This is a genomic window from Neopusillimonas aromaticivorans, assembly GCF_030344915.1.
Classification (GTDB): domain Bacteria; phylum Pseudomonadota; class Gammaproteobacteria; order Burkholderiales; family Burkholderiaceae_B; genus Neopusillimonas; species Neopusillimonas aromaticivorans.
On sequence record NZ_CP128233.1, the window covers coordinates 601,756 to 620,051 of the forward strand.

Annotated in this window: 4 protein-coding genes and 11 pseudogenes; 1 reads left to right on the forward strand and 14 read right to left on the reverse strand. The window is 58.0% G+C overall.

Going from position 1 to position 18,296, the window contains the following annotated elements:
* The first annotated feature begins 103 nt into the window (after positions 1-103).
* Complete coding sequence (locus tag N7E01_RS03135; RefSeq protein ID WP_350494923.1) at positions 104-487, forward strand: DciA family protein; 384 nt, start codon at positions 104-106, stop codon at positions 485-487.
* A gap of 77 nt (positions 488-564) precedes the next feature.
* Here the strand turns inward: N7E01_RS03135 and lpxC are convergent, their stop codons facing one another.
* From lpxC to rsmH, 14 genes and pseudogenes are all read right to left on the reverse strand, one after another.
* Positions 565-1,488 (reverse strand): UDP-3-O-acyl-N-acetylglucosamine deacetylase, encoded by a 924-nt coding sequence (lpxC, locus tag N7E01_RS03140; protein WP_289174602.1) that lies wholly within the window; start codon positions 1,486-1,488, stop codon positions 565-567.
* Between the two features lie 242 nt (positions 1,489-1,730).
* A pseudogene (gene ftsZ, locus N7E01_RS03145) lies at positions 1,731-2,901 on the reverse strand (cell division protein FtsZ).
* A 163-nt stretch (positions 2,902-3,064) separates the two neighbouring features.
* Positions 3,065-4,290 (reverse strand): annotated as a pseudogene (gene ftsA / locus N7E01_RS03150) (cell division protein FtsA).
* Between the two features lie 6 nt (positions 4,291-4,296).
* Positions 4,297-5,081 (reverse strand): annotated as a pseudogene (locus N7E01_RS03155) (cell division protein FtsQ/DivIB).
* Positions 5,082-5,085: 4 nt separating this feature from the next.
* Positions 5,086-6,046 (reverse strand): annotated as a pseudogene (locus N7E01_RS03160) (D-alanine--D-alanine ligase).
* Positions 6,043-7,449: a UDP-N-acetylmuramate--L-alanine ligase gene (gene murC / locus N7E01_RS03165; RefSeq protein ID WP_289174603.1), complete on the reverse strand. Its 1,407-nt coding sequence runs from the start codon at positions 7,447-7,449 to the stop codon at positions 6,043-6,045. Before murC ends, N7E01_RS03160 begins: the two are co-directional and overlap by 4 nt.
* Positions 7,446-8,513, reverse strand: a pseudogene (gene murG / locus N7E01_RS03170) (undecaprenyldiphospho-muramoylpentapeptide beta-N-acetylglucosaminyltransferase). Before murG ends, murC begins: the two are co-directional and overlap by 4 nt.
* Positions 8,510-9,701 (reverse strand): annotated as a pseudogene (gene ftsW, locus N7E01_RS03175) (putative lipid II flippase FtsW). Before ftsW ends, murG begins: the two co-directional pseudogenes overlap by 4 nt.
* Positions 9,698-11,223: pseudogene (gene murD, locus N7E01_RS03180) on the reverse strand (UDP-N-acetylmuramoyl-L-alanine--D-glutamate ligase). The pseudogenes ftsW and murD overlap by 4 nt, the downstream one beginning before the upstream one ends.
* A 7-nt stretch (positions 11,224-11,230) precedes the next feature.
* Positions 11,231-12,401 (reverse strand): annotated as a pseudogene (gene mraY / locus N7E01_RS03185) (phospho-N-acetylmuramoyl-pentapeptide-transferase).
* A 36-nt stretch (positions 12,402-12,437) separates the two neighbouring features.
* Positions 12,438-15,188, reverse strand: a pseudogene (gene murF, locus N7E01_RS03190) (bifunctional UDP-N-acetylmuramoyl-L-alanyl-D-glutamate--2,6-diaminopimelate ligase MurE/UDP-N-acetylmuramoyl-tripeptide--D-alanyl-D-alanine ligase MurF); the annotation flags it as partial.
* Positions 15,185-16,922: pseudogene (locus N7E01_RS03200) on the reverse strand (peptidoglycan D,D-transpeptidase FtsI family protein). The pseudogenes N7E01_RS03200 and murF, both read right to left, overlap by 4 nt.
* Positions 16,919-17,224 (reverse strand): cell division protein FtsL, encoded by a 306-nt coding sequence (gene ftsL, locus N7E01_RS03205; RefSeq protein ID WP_289174604.1) that lies wholly within the window; start codon positions 17,222-17,224, stop codon positions 16,919-16,921. The pseudogene N7E01_RS03200 and the gene ftsL overlap by 4 nt, the downstream one beginning before the upstream one ends.
* Positions 17,221-18,295, reverse strand: a pseudogene (gene rsmH / locus N7E01_RS03210) (16S rRNA (cytosine(1402)-N(4))-methyltransferase RsmH). The gene ftsL and the pseudogene rsmH overlap by 4 nt, the downstream one beginning before the upstream one ends.
* Between the last annotated feature and the right edge of the window lies 1 nt (position 18,296).

The window sequence follows — 18,296 nt, forward strand, 5'->3', positions numbered from 1 at the left end:
TACTGCCTATGTCTGATGCATCACGTCGCGCCGGCCCGTTTTCGGGGCGCAATACCGGCCACACGGTTATCGAGTGGCTAAATAATGACCAACAGGGGGCAACGTGCTGGCAACCGCACAGCGGCTGCTGCAACTTGAGCGCGCCGCACAGAAAGCCCTGCCGCCAGCCCTGGCGGGCAGCTGCCGTGTTGCACGCGTGGAAGACGGACTGCTGACGCTGGCAGTACCCAGCGCCGCGCACGCCTCGAAACTTCGACAACTTGCGCCCAGAATCGTTCAATTATTGGCTCACGCCGGATGGAACCTTAACGAAATCAGTATCAAGGTTCAAGCCAGCCTGGCTACAAACAGCACACCACCGCCAAGACCCAAAGACATCAATCCGCTGGATGCATCCGCCATCGCCGCCTTTGAAAACTTGCGAGAAAATACGCCACCTGGCCCACTGGCAGACGCCCTGGCCCGTCTGATAGCGCGGCACAAATAAAAACGGCTAACCAACCGTCCAAAAAACCACCCGATGCAGGTGGTTTTTTATTTGCAAATCAGTTTAACCGAAGTCGGTCAAGCAAGTTTCCATTCGTGCACGAACGCCTTGGGTGCCGTCGCAGCCGAATCATAAGTCACGATTTCCCAGGCAGACTCGTCGGCCAGCAAGGCACGTGCCAGCTGGTTATTGAGACCATGACCCGATTTGCAGGCCACGTAGCGTGCCACCAGTGGCTTGCCGATAAGATACAAATCGCCAATGGCATCGAGAATTTTATGTTTGACGAACTCATCTTCGTACCGCAGGCCATCGGAATTCAGGACGCGGTATTCGTCCATGACGATGGCATTGTCGAGGCTGCCACCCCGCGCCAGGCCAGCAGCGAGCAACGCCTCCAGCTCGTTTACAAAACCAAACGTGCGCGCCCGCGCAATGGATTTGACGTAAGAATCATTCGCGAAGTCAATTTCAGCAAAATTTGCCGTGGCATCAATGGCGGGATGACGAAAATCAATGGAAAATGACAAAGCAAAACCATCGTAGGGCTCAAGACGCGCCCATTTCAGATCATTACCCTCACCCTCACGGACCTCGATGGGTTTGAGAACACGCAAGAATTTCTTTGCAGCGGGTTGCTCCTGGAGGCCCGCAGAACGCAGCAGATACACAAACGTACCCGCGCTGCCATCCATGATGGGCACTTCTTCGGCGTCAAGATCGACATGCAGGTTATCGATGCCCAAACCGGCCAGTGCCGACATCAGGTGCTCGACGGTGGACACCCTGGCCTTGTCTTTTTGCAAAACCGACGCCATGCGTGTTCCGCCCACCAAGCTGGCCTGGGCCGGCAGATCGACAACTTCGGGCAGGTCGACCCGGTGGAACACAATGCCGGTATTGGGCTCGGCCGGACGCAGTGTCAAGGTGACACGACGGCCCGAATGCAGACCAACGCCGGTCGTGCTGACAGATTTTTGAAGGGTACGCTGACGTAACATGATGATAAATAACGCTTGAAAAGCAGCGTCGTTATAGTTTGACGACTAACTTTGCATTGTAACCGTTAAACAATGCAGATTCACGCCCTGTCGGCTATCACAATCAAATGAAACCGGAAAGTGCATGCGCAAACACCGATCTGTTCTGGGGAAACAACAGACCGGTGCATGGGCAAATTGGGTGTCTGCCGGACACCCGAGAGAGTCAAAGGGACGCTGTCAACACACGCCCCTGGCAGAGATCAGTCGGCTTGCTTGCGCAGGAAGGCTGGAATATCGAAATGATCCATACCCGCTGTTTCAAGCGCACGAACCTGGGCCGAAGCCTGGCTGCGAGGATTACGAATCACCGACGGTACTTCAGCTGCCTCGGTAAAATCATGACCACCGGCAAACGGGACATCATCGGTACCGGTGCGGCGGGCTTCCTGCTGGGTCTGCACCAGCTGCGGACGGGCGTTGGCACGACCCAGACCGGTTGCCACAACCGTCACGCGCAGATTTTCACCCATCGCTTCGTCGTAGGCAGTACCGTAGATGACTGTGGCATCTTCAGCCGCAAAACCACGGATGGTTTCCATGATCTCGCGAGTTTCACGCATCTTGAGTGAACGACTGGCGGTGATATTGACCAACATGCCGCGGGCACCGTGCAAATCAACGCCTTCAAGCAGCGGGCACGCGATGGCCTGCTCGGCCGCAACGCGGGCACGGTCAGCGCCAGTCGCGATCGCCGTACCCATCATGGCTTGACCTTGCTCACCCATAATGGTCTTGACGTCTTCGAAGTCAACGTTGACATTGCCTTCGACATTGATGATCTCGGCAATGCCTGCACACGCGTTATGCAACACGTCATCTGCCGCCTTGAAGCAGTCTTCCTGGGTGGCGTCATCATCCATCAGGTCGTACAGGTTTTCATTCAGTACGACGATCAGGGAATGAACATGACGGGACAGTTCAGTAATGCCCTCTTCGGCCATGCGCAAGCGCTTGGTGCCTTCGAATGAAAAAGGCTTGGTTACAACACCAACGGTCAGGATACCCAGTTCTTTGGCCACTTCCGCAACCACTGGACCTGCGCCAGTGCCTGTGCCGCCGCCCATGCCTGCGGTAATGAAAACCATGTGGGCGCCATTCAGCGCTGCACGGATTTCTTCACGTGCTGTTTCAGCCGCCGCACGCCCCTGCTCTGGCTTGGCACCTGCGCCCAGACCCGTACGGCCAAGGCGGATCTGCACCGGCGCTTCAGTTGCAGCCAGTGCCTGTGCATCGGTGTTGCAGCAAATAAAATCAACACCATGGATACCGGAACGGATCATGTGTGCCACTGCATTGCCGCCGGCCCCCTACTCCGACAACCTTGATGACGGTACCGCTATTGTTGTTATCGAGCATTTCGAAATTCATCACGTTGACTCCCTCTGATGTTCAAAAATTGGTATTCAAAATTCCCCAGATACTGCCAATATTCAGAAATCGCTTCAAAGGAGATGCCAGACACTGCTCGCACCTGATTTGAAACGCCTTCCATGGACAAGCTTGCAACGCCTGCCCATCCGGGCGCTTTCGCACCCTAATTCATAAACCACTCTTTCATGCGCGCCAGCACACTCTTGACACTACCTTTCTGTTGCGCCACTTTCTTGCCTCGAACACGTTGCACGCGGGCCTCAGTCAGCAAGCCCATAACGGTGGAAAACCTTGGGTTGCGCATAACGTCGGCCAAACTGCCCTCGTAAGCCGGCACGGCAACACGCACAGGCTTCAGGAATACGTCTTCGGCCAGTTCGACAATGCCTGGCAGCAAGGCAGAGCCACCTGTCAGTACAACGCCTGAAGCCAACAAATCTTCATAGCCCGACTCACGCACAATCTGCTGAACAAACGTGAACAGCTCTTCGACACGTGGTTCGATCACCGCCCCCAGCGCCTGCCGTTTGACCTGACGATTCGGCCGGTCACCCAATCCGGGCACTTCGATGTGTTCTTCGGGGTTGGCCAGCACCTGCTTGGCAATCCCGAAACGCAACTTGATTTCTTCAGCGTCTGGCGTTGGCGTGCGCAACATGGCGGCGATATCGCTGGTAATCTGATCACCCGCAATCGGAACCACGGCAGTATGACGAATGGCTCCACCGGTGTAAATGGCCACATCGGTTGTTCCACCACCAATATCGACCAAAACAACACCCAGCTCTTTCTCATCCGACGTCAGACAGGCCATGCTTGAAGCCAGCGGCTGCAAAATCAGGTCTTGCACCTCAAGGCCACAACGGCGCACGCACTTGACGATATTCTGGGCGGCACTGACGGCTCCGGTCACGATATGCACCCGGACCTCAAGGCGCAACCCGCTCATGCCAATGGGCTCACGGATGTCATCCTGGTTATCGACAATGAATTCCTGCGTCAGGACATGCAGCACCTGCTGGTCGGTAGGTATGTTCACCGCCTTGGCCGTTTCAATGACCCTCGCCACATCGGCAGGCGTCACCTCTTTATCTTTGACGGCAACCATGCCACTGGAATTGAAGCTGCTGATGTGGCTGCCTGCAATACCCGTATACACTTCACGAATCTTGCAGTCGGCCATTAACTCAGCCTCTTCCAGGGCACGCTGGATCGAGTTGACCGTCGCCTCAATGTTGACGACAACCCCTTGCGCATGCCCTGAGACTCGTGCTGGCCAAGACCTATGACCTCAAAGCGGCCGCCGGGCAAGATTTCAGCGACAACGGCAACCACTTTGCTGGTTCCGATATCCAGTGCAACAATCAGATCTTTGATGTCACGCGTCATAGTTATTCATTTAGAAGAAGAGTTGGAAACGGGCCCAAGCGTTACCGCAAACCCGTCCGGATAACGTAAATCGGCACTGACCACAGGCCGGTTAACCTGGCTGGCCAGCACCGGCCAGGCCTGTACAAAACGTTCGATACGACGGGCAAACGGAACCGCACCTGCACGACCATGGGGGTCGGCCACATCGGCCGCCGGGTCACGTCCCAGGTTCAGCATCAGCCCATCCGACAACCTGACCGACCAGGCATAACGCGGGCTGAGGTGAATTTCGCTGACGGTCAGCCCCAGCGGCGCAAACCAGCGTGCCAGTTCAGCGTAACGCTGCACCACCAGGCGTTCAGCAGCATCAGGCCCGAAAAAGGCAGGTAACCGCACGTCATCCGGAAGCTCCCCTGATTGGCCCTGAAGGCCTCGCCCCAGGTATTGATCATTTCATCTTCATTCCACAAGGCCAGAGGCTGCTGCTCTTCAAACTCAACCAGTAACGTATCGGGCCAAACGCGGCGCACGCTGACATTGCGCACCCAGGGAACAGACTCAAGCACACGCCGGGCGTCATTCAGATTGATACTGAAGAAATTGCCCACCAGACGCCCCGCAATCGTGGCTTGTACGGTGGCTGCAGACACATAATCAAGCGTCTCTTCACCCATGGGCTTGATCTGAACCTGTGCAATGGAGAAATAGGGTCGCTGGGCAACCCAGACCACAACGCCTGCAACCATAGCCAGTACCGCCAGCAGGGCCAGCGTGTTAGCAAGGAAGTTGACCAGGCGCGCGTCGTTCACGGCATCAGGCTCCGTCAGATCCGGTTATTGACGGCTGCGCAACCTTGCAACGAGCCGTATCAAGAATCGCAAGGCACAGCTCGGCATAGCTCATGCCGGCGGCCTTCGCCCCCATTGGAACCAGCGAATGACTGGTCATGCCCGGCGATGTGTTCATCTCGAGCAGCCAGGGCTGGCCCGCGCCATCCAGCATGAAGTCGGCTCGCCCCCACCCCTCGCAGCCCAGTGCGACATAAGCGCGTTCGGCCAATTCGACAAGCCTGACGGTTTGCGCCTTGTCGACGGCTGCCGGACACACATACTGTGTATCGTTGGAAATGTACTTGTGCTCGTAATCGTAGTTGCCACCTGGCGCAATGATCTCGATGGCAGGCAATGCGCGAACGTCACGCCCCTTGCCCAACACCGGCACGGTTAGCTCACGTCCACTGATAAAAGCCTCAAGCAACACCGTGTCATCGTAGCGTGCGGCCAAACGATAGGCGGCCAGCAACTCATCAGGGAATTCACCCTGGAAATGCCCAGCGTCGAGCCTTCGTGCGGGGTTTGACCATCAAGGGGTAACCAACGGCCCGGGCCGCATCAACAAGGTCGGCCTCGTTGGTGACAACGGCGAATGCCGGTGTGGGCAATCCGGCCTGGAGCCAGACGTTCTTGGTCATGACCTTGTCCATGGCCAGGCTGGAGGCCATGACGCCACTGCCCGTGTAGGGAATGCCCAATAATTCGAGCAAACCCTGAACCGTCCCGTCTTCTCCGAAGCGGCCATGCAACGCAATGAACACGCGATCAAAACCGGCGCTGACCAAGTCCTGGATATCCTGGCGTCCGGTATCGAACAAGTGGGCATCAACACCCGCACTGCGCAACGCATCATGGACGCCCTGCCCAGACATCAGCGATACATCGCGCTCGGCCGATGTACCGCCATAAAGAATACCGACGCGCCCGTACGCCTTGGTCATGCCAACTCTCCTACACGCGCGGGGACTTTGCTGATCGACCCCGCACCCATTACGATCACAACATCCCGGTCTTGCACGAAATCCAGGATAGCCTGGGGCAAGTCACCGACATTTTCCACAAACAACGGTTCAACCTTGCCTGCAACCCGCACGGCCCGGGTCAATGACCGACCGTCAGCAGCAACAAGGGGTGCCTCTCCTGCAGAATAAACTTCCGTCAGCAAAACGGCGTCGGCCGAACTGAGTACTTTGACAAAATCTTCGAAACAGTCGCGCGTGCGTGTATAACGATGTGGCTGAAACGCAAGCACAATCCGGCGATCTGGCCAGGCGCCCCGTGCGGCAGCCAGGGTGGCCGACATTTCAACCGGATGATGGCCGTAGTCATCAATCAGGGTGAATGTTCCGCCACCACGTGAGGCAGGAACCGGAAAATCTCCGACCTGGGTGAACCGGCGCCCAACCCCGTTGAACTCAGCCAGTGCACTGGCGATGGCGGCGTCATCAACCCCAAGCTCGGTAGCGACCGCGATGGCCGCCAGCGCATTCAGCACATTGTGGCGACCCGGCAAATTCAGGCAAACCGGCAGTGGCGGCAATGCCCCTTCTGAAGACCGGCGCTCAACGTCAAATGACATCATGGTGCCCTTAGGCTTCACGTTCACCGCACGAACCAGGACATCTTCACCAAACCCGTATGTCGTTACCGGACGCGAAATGAAGGGAATGATCTCGCGCACATAGGCATCGTCACCACACACGATTGCACTGCCATAAAACGGCAAGCGATGGGTGAACTCGATGAACGCGCTTTTCAGCCGCGCCACATCATGCCCATACGTGTCCATGTGATCCACATCGATATTGGTGATGATGCCCATGACCGGAAGCAAATTCAGAAATGACGCATCCGACTCATCGGCTTCGACCACGATGTAGTCCCCTTGCCCCAAACGCGCATTCGCGCCTGCCGAGGTCAAACGCCCGCCAATCACAAAGGTAGGGTCCAGATCACCGGCGGCCAGCACACTGGCCACAAGACTGGTCGTGGTGGTCTTGCCATGCGTGCCAGCTACAGCAATGCCTCGCTTCAGACGCATCAGCTCGGCCAGCATCAGGGCACGTGGCACAACTGGAATATGCGCAGCACGTGCTGCGAGAACCTCGGGGTTATCGGCCGACACCGCAGTGGACGTCACGAGCGCCCCGACACCCCTGATATTGTCAGCATCGTGTCCGATGGACACTTTGGCCCCCAATTGCTCCAGCCGCCGGGTCACTGCCGACGCCTGCAAATCGGAGCCGCTGATCGCGTACCCCAGGTTCAGCAAAACCTCGGCAATGCCGCTCATGCCCGAGCCGCCAATACCAACAAAATGAATACTTTGAATTCTGTGTTTCATGCGCCTCTCCTGGTCGCTTGTTCGCACGCGTCGGCAATCGCCTGGGCGGCGTTCAGGCACGCATGCTCATGCGCATGACGGGCCACATCGGCCAGCTCGGCGCGTGAACGCGCCTTCAGCCAGCCCGCAAGCCATTGTGGCGTAAATTCGTCTTGTTTCTGCAACCAGCCCCCTGGCACGCGCTCAGGTAACGGGCATTCGCGGTCTGGTGATCGTCAATGGCATGCGGCAACGGCACAAACAATGCCGCCACACCGACCGCGGCCACTTCAGCTACCGTCATGGCACCAGCACGACACACCAGCACATCGGCATCCCCCAAGGCACCCGCCATATCAGCAATGAATGCATGGCAATCGGCCGTAACGCCGGCCTTACGGTAGGCCTGACGCACGGACTCGATGTGCTGCTCACCCGCCTGATGCACCACATACGGACGCTCATTGGCGGGCAGCAAGGCCAGCGCCTGAGGGACAGCCGTATTCAGCGCCTGGGCGCCCAGGCTACCGCCGATGACCAACAAACGCAGCGGCCCCTGACGACGGCCATACCGCGTTGCAGCAGCCTCGAGCCCCAACAGTTCAGGACGCACCGGATTGCCGACCATCAAGGCGCCAGGCAAGGCCCCCGGGAAACCCACCAGAACCTTACTGGCCAACCTGGCCAACCAGCGGTTCGCGGTGCCTGCTACTGCGTTTTGCTCGTGCACGACCAACGGCACACCACCCAGAAAAGCCATCAACCCGCCCGGGAACGCGACATACCCCCATGCCCAGGACAACATCAGGCCGAACCCTGACCAGCGCTTTACGGGCTTGCCAGCAGGCCTGGAGCAGACGGAATGGCAACGCCAGCAGGGCGGCTATCCCTTTACCACGCAGGCCGGCAAACCGTAACGGCTCAAGCGGCAAGCCGTGTGCCGGTACCAGCCGACCTTCCATGCGTTCGGGATGGCCCAGCCACACCACCTTCCAGCCACGCGACTGCATTTCTTTGGCGACAGCCAGCCCCGGCATAATGTGCCCACCGGTACCTCCAGCCATGATCAGCAGCGTCTGTGTCATGTCCGTTTACCTCGCATCAGGTTGCGATTCTCATAGTCAATACGCAAGAGCAAAGCGACGGCGACCACATTCATGACGATACCTGACCCCCGTAACTGACCAGCGGCAAGGTCAGCCCTTTGGTTGGCAACAGCCCAACACAGACACCAATATTGATGAAAGACTGAATGCCCAACCACAAGCCAACGCCCTGGGCCACCAGACCATTGAAGACACGCTCCATGGCGATGGCTTGACGGCCGATATCAAACGCACGCCAGATCAGAAAAGCAAATGCACAAATCAGGCCAAGGACACCAACAAAGCCAAGCTCCTCGCCAATGACGGCTACGATGAAATCGGTATGCGCCTCGGGCAGATAATGCAACTTTTCAATGCTGGAACCCAGACCCACACCAAACCATTCGCCTCGCCCCAGTGCAATCAGGGAGTGCGACAATTGATAGGCGCTTCCGTACATGTTGTCAGGATTCCAGGGTCCAGATACGCGAAGATACGCTCACGGCGCCATGGCGACAGCCAGATCAGCGACACAAACAGCGAGACTAGAATACCCAGCAAGGTCGAGAACAGGCGCCCATCAAGCCCGCCCAGAAACAAAAGCCCCACAGCAATCGCAACAATGACGATGAACGCCCCGAGATCGGGCTCGAGCAGCAACAACATGCCCACGACACCCAAGGCCGCCGCCATCGGAATGAAACCACGCCAGAAATTCCGCATGTAATTCTGCTTGCGCACGGTATACGACGCAGCGAACAGGCAAATGGCCACCTTCATCAGTTCAGACGGCTGAAAATTAACCGGCCCAAGGGGTAACCAGCGGCGCGCCCCATTAACCTCACGGCCAATACCGGGAACCAGCACCACCAGCAACAGCAACAGGCACACGACAAACAAAGGGATTGCCAGTTTTTCCCAGACTTTCATCGGTACGCTGAACGCTGCAAAGGCGACCAGTAGCCCGACGGCAATAAACACACCATGACGCACCACAAAATAGTAGCGGCCGTAGCTGGCGTAGCGTGGCCCGTCAGCCAGAGCGATCGACGCCGAATAGACCATCAGCAACCCGAACATCAGCATGGCCAGCGTAACGGCCAATACGCTGACGTCAAACGCGGGCATGCTGGTCCGCCCCGGGCGAACACTATTGATGCTGGCGGTCAATCCGGAAATCAGACTCATGCGACTTCCCCGAAATCAAGCGCCAGATCATTCACCGCCTCGATGAACGCTTGGGCACGGTGCGCGTAATTACGGAACATATCCATACTGGCACATGCCGGCGACAACAACACCGCCTGTCCCGGAGCGGCCATGGCCATCGCCTTGCGAACCGCCTCCTCCATGTTGCCGGCCGGTTCAATGCGTACGCCGGTCGATGCCAGCGCCTGTCCGATCACCGGCCCATCCTGTCCGATCAGGACAACCCCGCTGGCGTACGTACGCACTACCGGCGCGAGCACCGAAAAATCTTGCCCCTTGCCCAGGCCTCCGACAATCAGGACAACCATCTGACCCAAACCTTCCAGCGCCGCCACGGTGGCACCGACATTGGTGCCCTTGCTGTCATTGATGAAATCGACCCCGGCCACGTTACGCACAAACTCTGTGCGGTTGGGCTCACCCCCATAGTCACGCAAACCATGCAACAAATCAGCCCAACCCAGGTCAAGCACCCGCGCCAGCGCCAGTGCGGCCAATGCATTCAGCGCGTTATGCATGCCCCGTATCCGGAGAGCATCGACAGGCATCAGACGATTCAGGCGCCCAGTCCCCCGAACGGGGACAGCGGCCGCCTTACGCCTTGGCGCAGAAACCGGCAAGTCGAAATCGACCGGTTCACTGACACACAGCCAATTCACCCCATGCTCGGCAGACAACCCCAGATCAGCCGTCAACTCGGGGGCGCCACGCCCGAAACTGCGCACGCCGGTATCATCCAGCGAAGCAACCATCGACACCACATCGGCATCATCACGATTGACCACGGCTACTTTTGCCATGCGAAGCAGACGCGCTTTGGCGGCGACATAGCTGGCCATGCTGCCATGCCAATCAAGATGATCCTGGCTGATGTTCAGCACGACGGCCGCGTCGGCAACCAGCGAGAAGGTGCTTTCAAGCTGAAAACTGGATAACTCTAGCACCCAGGCCTGGGGCAATTGACCGGCATCCAGAGCGGCCATCAAGGCCGACAACGCTGCCGGACTGATATTTCCGGCCGCGACTGCGGTCATCCCGCAACGATCCAGCAGATGACGGGTCATCGCCGTCACCGTGGTTTTGCCGTTGGTACCCGTAATGGCCAGCACACGGGGCACATAGCCCTGTGTCGCCATGTCGGCCAAGGCACGGGCAAACAACTCAATTTCTCCGATGACTTCGATTTCAGCAGCGGAGGCCAACGACAGAAACTGTTTGACAGGCTCGTCACGCGGACATAACCCCGGACTGAGCACCACTTGCCCGACGCCCTCGAGTAAGCCTGCGCCTGGCTGGGTCTCACCCAGACGATACTCAACCCGTGCACCCGCAAGATCGGCTTTCAGGGCGTCAAGACCCGCAGGATGGCTGCGCGTATCGACTATCCGCAAGGAGGCCCCTGGCGAGCACACCAGCGTGCTGCCGCCATACCGGTTTCACCCAGACCCATGATCAGAATCAGGCGATCAGTCATCATTGAGGGGAATACGAATGTAGTCATCGTGTCATCAACGCAATTTCAGGGTGGCCAGGCCGATCAGCACCAGCATCATGCTGATGATCCAGAATCGCACAACAACCTGGGTTTCTTTCCAACCACCCACCTCGAAATGGTGGTGCAGCGGCGCCATCCGGAATATTCGCCGCCCCTCGCCATAACGCCTCTTGGTGTACTTGAACCACGTAACCTGCATCATGACCGACAAGGTCTCGACCACAAATACGCCCCCCATGATGAACAGCACGATTTCCTGTCGCACAATGACGGCGATGGTCCCCAGTGCACCACCCAGAGCCAGCGCGCCGACATCGCCCATGAACACCTGGGCCGGGTACGTGTTGAACCACAAAAACGCCAGACCGGCACCGGCAATGGCCGCGCACAAAACCATCAGTTCGGAGGCACCCGGAATATAGGGAAACAGCAGATATTTCGAATAATCAACACGCCCGACGACGTAAGCAAAAATACCCAACGCACTACCCACCATGACCGTCGGCATGATTGCCAGACCATCCAGACCATCGGTCAGATTGACTGCGTTGCTGGAGCCCACAATCACAAACCAGCTCAAGGCAACGAAACCGAAAACACCCAACGGATAGCTGACGCTCTTGAAAAACGGTACGATCAGATCGGCGCGCGTAGGCAACGACATACTGAACCCACTCAGGACCCAATCCTGAAACAATGGCCAAAGTTCGGCATTGGCAGGGGCTGACACAGCAAATGCAAGGTAGACCGCCGCTACAATCCCGATCAGGGCTTGCCAGAAAAATTTCGTGCGCGAAGACATGCCCTCGGGGTCACGATGCACGACTTTCTTGTAATCATCGGCCCAGCCGATCCAGCCAAAGCCGAATGTCACCAGCAACACCACCCATACAAACCGGTTGGTCCAGTCGGCCCATAGCAACGTGCTGACTGCAATGGAAATAAGAATCAGCGCCCCCCATGGTGGGGGTGCCGGTTTTCACCAGATGCGTTTGCGGACCATAGCTGCGCACCGCCTGGCCAATTTTCATGGCCGTCAGCTTGCGAATAACGGCAGGGCCAGCGACAAGACCGATCAACAACGCCGTGGCGCACGCCAGAACAGCCCGCAACGTGATGTACTCAAAGACCCCGAAGGCCCGGAAATGCGAATCAGACAGCCATCGTGCCAGCTCAAGCAGCATGATGCCCCCCTCGTTAACTACCGCTTTTTCTTTCTGGAAACCCAGCACAACACGCTCCATACGGCTGCTACGTGAACCCTTGACCAAAATATTGGCGGGCACCAGCGCACGCAGACGAACCAACACATCATCAACCTGATCAAACATTTCGGCACCCGAACCAAATGCAAGCGCACACTCACGTGCGGCTTGCCCCAGCGTCAGGAGAATATCCACCCCCTGCGCCTTCGCATAAGCCCCTACCTCAGCATGCATGGCCGGACCGTTTTCACCAACCTCAGCCATACCGCCAAGCACGAGAACCTTGCGGCCTGAAAGCGCGGCAAGAACATCGATAGCGGCACGAACTGAATCGGGGTTCGCATTGTAACTGTCATCAATCAGTTGATAGCCGTCTGCCAGCGCGTGCGGTTGCATACGCCCCTGAACCGGATTGAAGGCCTGCAGCCCATCAACCACGGCAGACAACGGAGCCCCTGCGGACAGCGCGCATGCGGCCGCTGCCAGAGCGTTTCTGAGGTTGTGCCGTCCGGGTGCTGACAAGTCGATACTGGCAGAGCCATCGACCGTATGCAGCGTGAAACGGGTCCGCCCTGGCTCGGCATGGATGTGGTCAGCGTAAATGTCAAAACCGGACGTCAGGCCAAAACAACGGGTCTGGCGAGTGCCGGCCAGTTCAGTCCACAATCCGGTGTACGCATCATCACCGGGAAACACGGCCGTGCCGTCAGCCGGCAAAGCCTCAAGGACAGCCCCGTTTTCACGCGCAACTGCCTCTACGGAATGCATGAACTCCTGATGTTCACGCTGGGCATTGTTAACCAAGGCGACCGTCGCCATGGCCTGCTCGGCAAGGCTGGCGATCTCGCCCGGATGATTCATTCCCAACTCAAAAACAGCCGCACGATGGTGTGATCGCAACCGTAACAGCGTCAATGGCACACCAATATCATTGTTGTAATTGCCCGATGTCGCCAATGCGGCATCAGGCCCGACCCATGCACGCAGAATCGCGGCCAGCATTTCTTTGGTAGTTGTCTTGCCGTTGCTGCCAGTGACCGCAATCGCGGGCAATGTAAAGCGCCGGCGCCACTGCCGACCCAGTCGGGTCAACGCAGCTCGGGTATCGCCCAGGACCAATTGAGGCAAGGAACCCGGCTGGCGACGTTCGACGATGGCAGCACATGCGCCGGCCTGTGCCACCTGATCCAGATAATCGTGTGCATCAAACGACTCGCCCTTGAGCGCCAGAAAAAGCTGCCCGGGTTCAAGAGCCCGGGAGTCTGTAGAAATCGATGGCCCCTGCAGCAGCGTCAGCGCGACACGCGCCCACTCACGATCGTCGAATGGATAGCGGACACCCTGCATTTCCTGATAGGTTTCATGGCCTTTACCCGCCAGCAAGACAACGTCTTCTGGCCGGGCCTGCCAAAACGCCGACAGGATGGCATCGGCACGATCGTTGATAACCACCGCAGCGGTCATCATGCCTTTGACGATTTCAGCCAGAATTTGCTCAGACGGCTCACTGCGCGGGTTGTCACTGGTCAAGACCACGTGATCGGCAAGTCGACCTGCGATTTCCCCCATCATCGGGCGCTTGGCACGGTCGCGATCACCACCGCAACCGAACACTACCCACAGCTTGCCGCCGCGCGCATCCGCCACTTCCCGCAAGGCCTCGAGTGAACGTGTCAGTGCATCGGGCGTGTGGGCATAATCGACTACCGCCATCGGCACCGCAACCGGTTTCTCGCCAGCGACAACAGGCTCGACCAATTGCAGACGACCATCCACCGATTGCAGCTGAACCAACGCACGCGAAATTCGCGACAGCGGCCAGCCCATGGCCTGCAAAACACCGGCAACCAGCAGTAAATTTGAAATATTGTGTCGCCCGACCAGGCGAGTCACGATTTGCGCCACGCCTTCGGCCAGCACAAGATTAAAGATGACCCCGTGACCGCCCGTCTGAATATCGGTAGCGCATACACTGGCCCCGGTACCCCCTTCAATCGAATACCCCGTCAGGTGCAACAGGTTCTCGTCACGGATGGCTTGCGCAATGTCGCGCCCGACCGGGTCGTCAAGATTGATGACCGCACGCTGCAACCCAGGCCAGTGAAACAGTTTTTGCTTGGCTTGCACATACGCCTGAACCGTGCCGTGATAATCAAGGTGATCATGCGTCAGGTTTGTAAACGCTGCAATTTCAATGGTGACGGCCTGCAGGCGCCCCTGATCAATGCCAATGGATGAAGCTTCAAGTGCGACTACACGTGCACCAGCATCGCGCAGTGCGGCCAGACTCCGGTGCAGGGTCAGCACATCGGGAGTCGTCAAAGAGCCCCCAGATTGGTGCCATCGGGCAGAGTGACTCCCAGGGTACCAATGGTTCCGCACGCCACGTCCTCGCGATTCAGGGCCTGTGCCAGCCACTGAACCGTTGACGTTTTACCGTTGGTGCCCGTCACCGCCACGACCGTCAAGGCCTCGGATGGCCGACCATACCACTCGTGCGCGACATCGGCCACGAGTGTCGACAAGCCAGGAACCACGATAACCGGCACACCCGGGATAGGCGACTGTCCCACATCGATGTCGTGGGCCGTGACGATGGCGGCCGCCCCAGCCTCTATGGCCTGTTCGATGAACTGTCGGCCATCCGCTGCCGACCCGGACAGGGCAAAAAACATCGCCGCCACCCACCTGCCGTGAATCAAGACATAAATGGGCATCACGCTTGACCAGCGACACCAACGTTGAAATCAGGCCATCACGCGTCATCGGGCGGCTCCTTCTTTGGGGCCTACCGCTACCACGGAAGCGACCGGCGCATCGGGAACCACCCCGATACGGCGCAGGCTGCTGGCCACTACATTTGCAAAAACCGGGGCGGCAACACGCCCCCATAATAAACACCGGACTGCGGCTCATCGATGCTGACGGCGACCACAATGCGGGGATTCGAAACCGGAGCAAACCCGACGAACGAACTACGGTAACGTTTTGTACTGTATTTTCCATCGACAATCTTGCGAGCCGTACCGCTTTTACCGGCCACCCGATAACCCTGGACCTGGGCCAGCTTGGCACCATCCGGACCGGCCGCCGCTTCCAGCATCCCCCGAATCGTCGTCGCGGTTCCTGGTGTAAACACAGGCACACTGGTCGGCTGCTTGCCCTGGCGACGTAAAAGAGTCAGCGACACCATGTCGCCATTGCGGGCGAAGGCTGTGTAGGCATGCGCAATTTGCAGCAGCGAAGTTGACAGACCATAGCCATACGACATGGTCGCGCGCTCAATGGGACGCCAGCGCTCCCAGGGCGCAGACGACCCGCCGCAACGCCAGGGAAATTGGCCTCCGGAGCCCGCCCGAAGCCCAGTTCGGTAAACTTGGTCCACATTTCCTGTGACGTCAGCCGCTCGGAGATCATGGTCATGCCAATATTGCTGGACCGGCGCAAGATGCCGGCAGCATCGACAACGCCGTTACGCGAGACGTCGGATATGGTTGCCCCGTGATACTGATATTTGCCATTACCCGTATCAAACTTCGTATCAGTACGAATGCGCCCGAGGTCAAGCGCCAGACCTACGGTAAATGGCTTCATGATCGAACCGGGTTCGAACGTGTCGACGATCGCACGGTTACGCAACTCATTGCCCGAACGGCTGGTACGGTCATTGGGGTTATAGGCCGGCAGGTTGGCCAGCGCCAGAATTTCGCCGGTTTGCGAATCAATAACGACCCCTGCTGCCCCGGTCGCCTTGTGCTCGACCATTGCGGCCTTCAAGGCGGCATACAGGTCGAACTGCACGCCGACATCCAGGGACAGGTACAGGTCTTTCCCGTGTATCGGCGGCACGGCAGCCTGCACATCTTCGACAATCCGTCCGAGGCGATCGCGAATAACCCGTCGGCTACCGGGCTGCCCCGACAGAAAATCGTTATACGCCAGCTCGATTCCCTCAATGCCCCGGTCTTCAATGTTGGTGAAGCCGAGTACATGCGCTGTCATGTCGCCCTCAGGATAAAACCGGCGAACCTCATCCTGCTGGTGGATACCCGGAATCCGCAGCTGGCGAATTTCTTCGGCGACGTCGGGATCAACCTGACGTTTGATATACACAAAAGTTTTGTCAACGTTGGCCAGACGCGCCTCAATATCGGCGACCGTCATCTCAAGCAACTGCGCCAGCCGGGCAATCTGTTCAGGCCTGGCACCCCGGGCGTCTTCGGGAACCGTCCAGATGGCCTTGACAGGAACACTGGAGGCCAGCACGACCTTGCCTGTACGATCAAACACCTTGCCCCGCATCGCTGACAGCACCAGCGTTTTCTCATAGCGCCGTTCACCTTGACGCTGCAGAAAATCATTCGACAACCCCTGCAGGTAAAGCGCCTTGGCGATCAGCATGACAAACCCTACCATCATCAGGATAAGGACCAGTCGTGAACGCCACATGGGCATTTGAACGCTGAGGACGGGACTGTCATAAAAACGAAACCGCTTCATGGCTGCCCCTTGACGGGTGCCATGACACCGGAAACCACACGATTGTCCTTGAGATAGACCGTACTGTCCGGACGAGGCACAACCATTTGCAAATCACGCCGGGCGAACTCATCGACCCGTGCATTGCGGGCAAGCTCGGCTCGCTCAAGCTGCAACCGTCGCCATTCAACGTCAAGCTCTTGAGTTTTGGCAGCCGCACGCTCAGACGCAATGAACAATTGACGCGACTGATACCGCGCTGTCACCAGCGAGATCGCCGAAAGCATCAACACTACAGCCAGAACGAGCGAAAGTCGGTTCATTGACGCCTCCGCTTGTGACCACCAGCCGCCGGCTGTTCGAATGAAAGACGCAGACCTTTGACAAACGATGCCGCACCTTCGGGTGGCAAAGGCGTTGACGTGCGTTCAGCCACACGCAACACTGCAGAGCGCGCACGCGGATTCCCTGAACCTCGGCATCATCGGGCAGAACCCGGCCCAATGGTCGCAACAAGGGTTGAGGCATGTCTTTTTCTGGTATCGGTAACCGCGCAGTGGCTTCAGGCGGACGCGAGGCAGCCATAAAGCACTGCTTTACCATACGGTCTTCAAGGGAGTGGAAACTGATCACCGCCACCCTCCCCCGGGAGCCAGCAGCGTTAAAACTGCCTCGAGGGCGAGCGCGAGCTCTTCGAGCTCTTGATTGATGTAAATCCGTATAGCCTGAAAGGTACGAGTGGCCGGATGTTGACCCTTTTCGCGCGTGCGGACGACACTGGCGACGAGCTCGGCGAGTTCGAGCGTTGTGCACAGCGGCCTGGATTCGCGGCGAGCAACAACCGCCTTTGCAATCTGGAAAGCAAACCGTTCTTCGCCATATTTTGCTACGACCTCCTTGATTTCATCGACGCTGGCCTGAGCCAGCCATTGCGCAGCGGTTAAACCCCTGCTGGTATCCATACGCATGTCCAGTGGACCATCACGCATAAACGAAAACCCGCGCCCGGCATCATCAATCTGGGGCGAAGAAACCCCCAAATCGAGCATCACGCCGTCGACACGGTCAATATTCAGATCAGCCAAGGCCTGCGCCATCGACGCAAAGCCCTGATGCACGATGGTGATACGACTGTCCTCGCGCTGCATGGCGCGGGCAGTTTCAATGGCCAAAGGATCTTTATCAAACACGACCAGACGCGCCTCGGGAGCCAGGCGGGAGAGCAACAAACGGCTGTGCCCGCCACGCCCGAACGTACCGTCAACATAAACACCCTGCAGCCGTCCTGCAGGATCAGCGACGGCCGACAACACGTTACGTTTCTGACCGAAAGACTCATCAAGGAGGGCGCTGACCGTCGGTTCAAGCAAAACAGTCTGGTGAACAAATGCCATG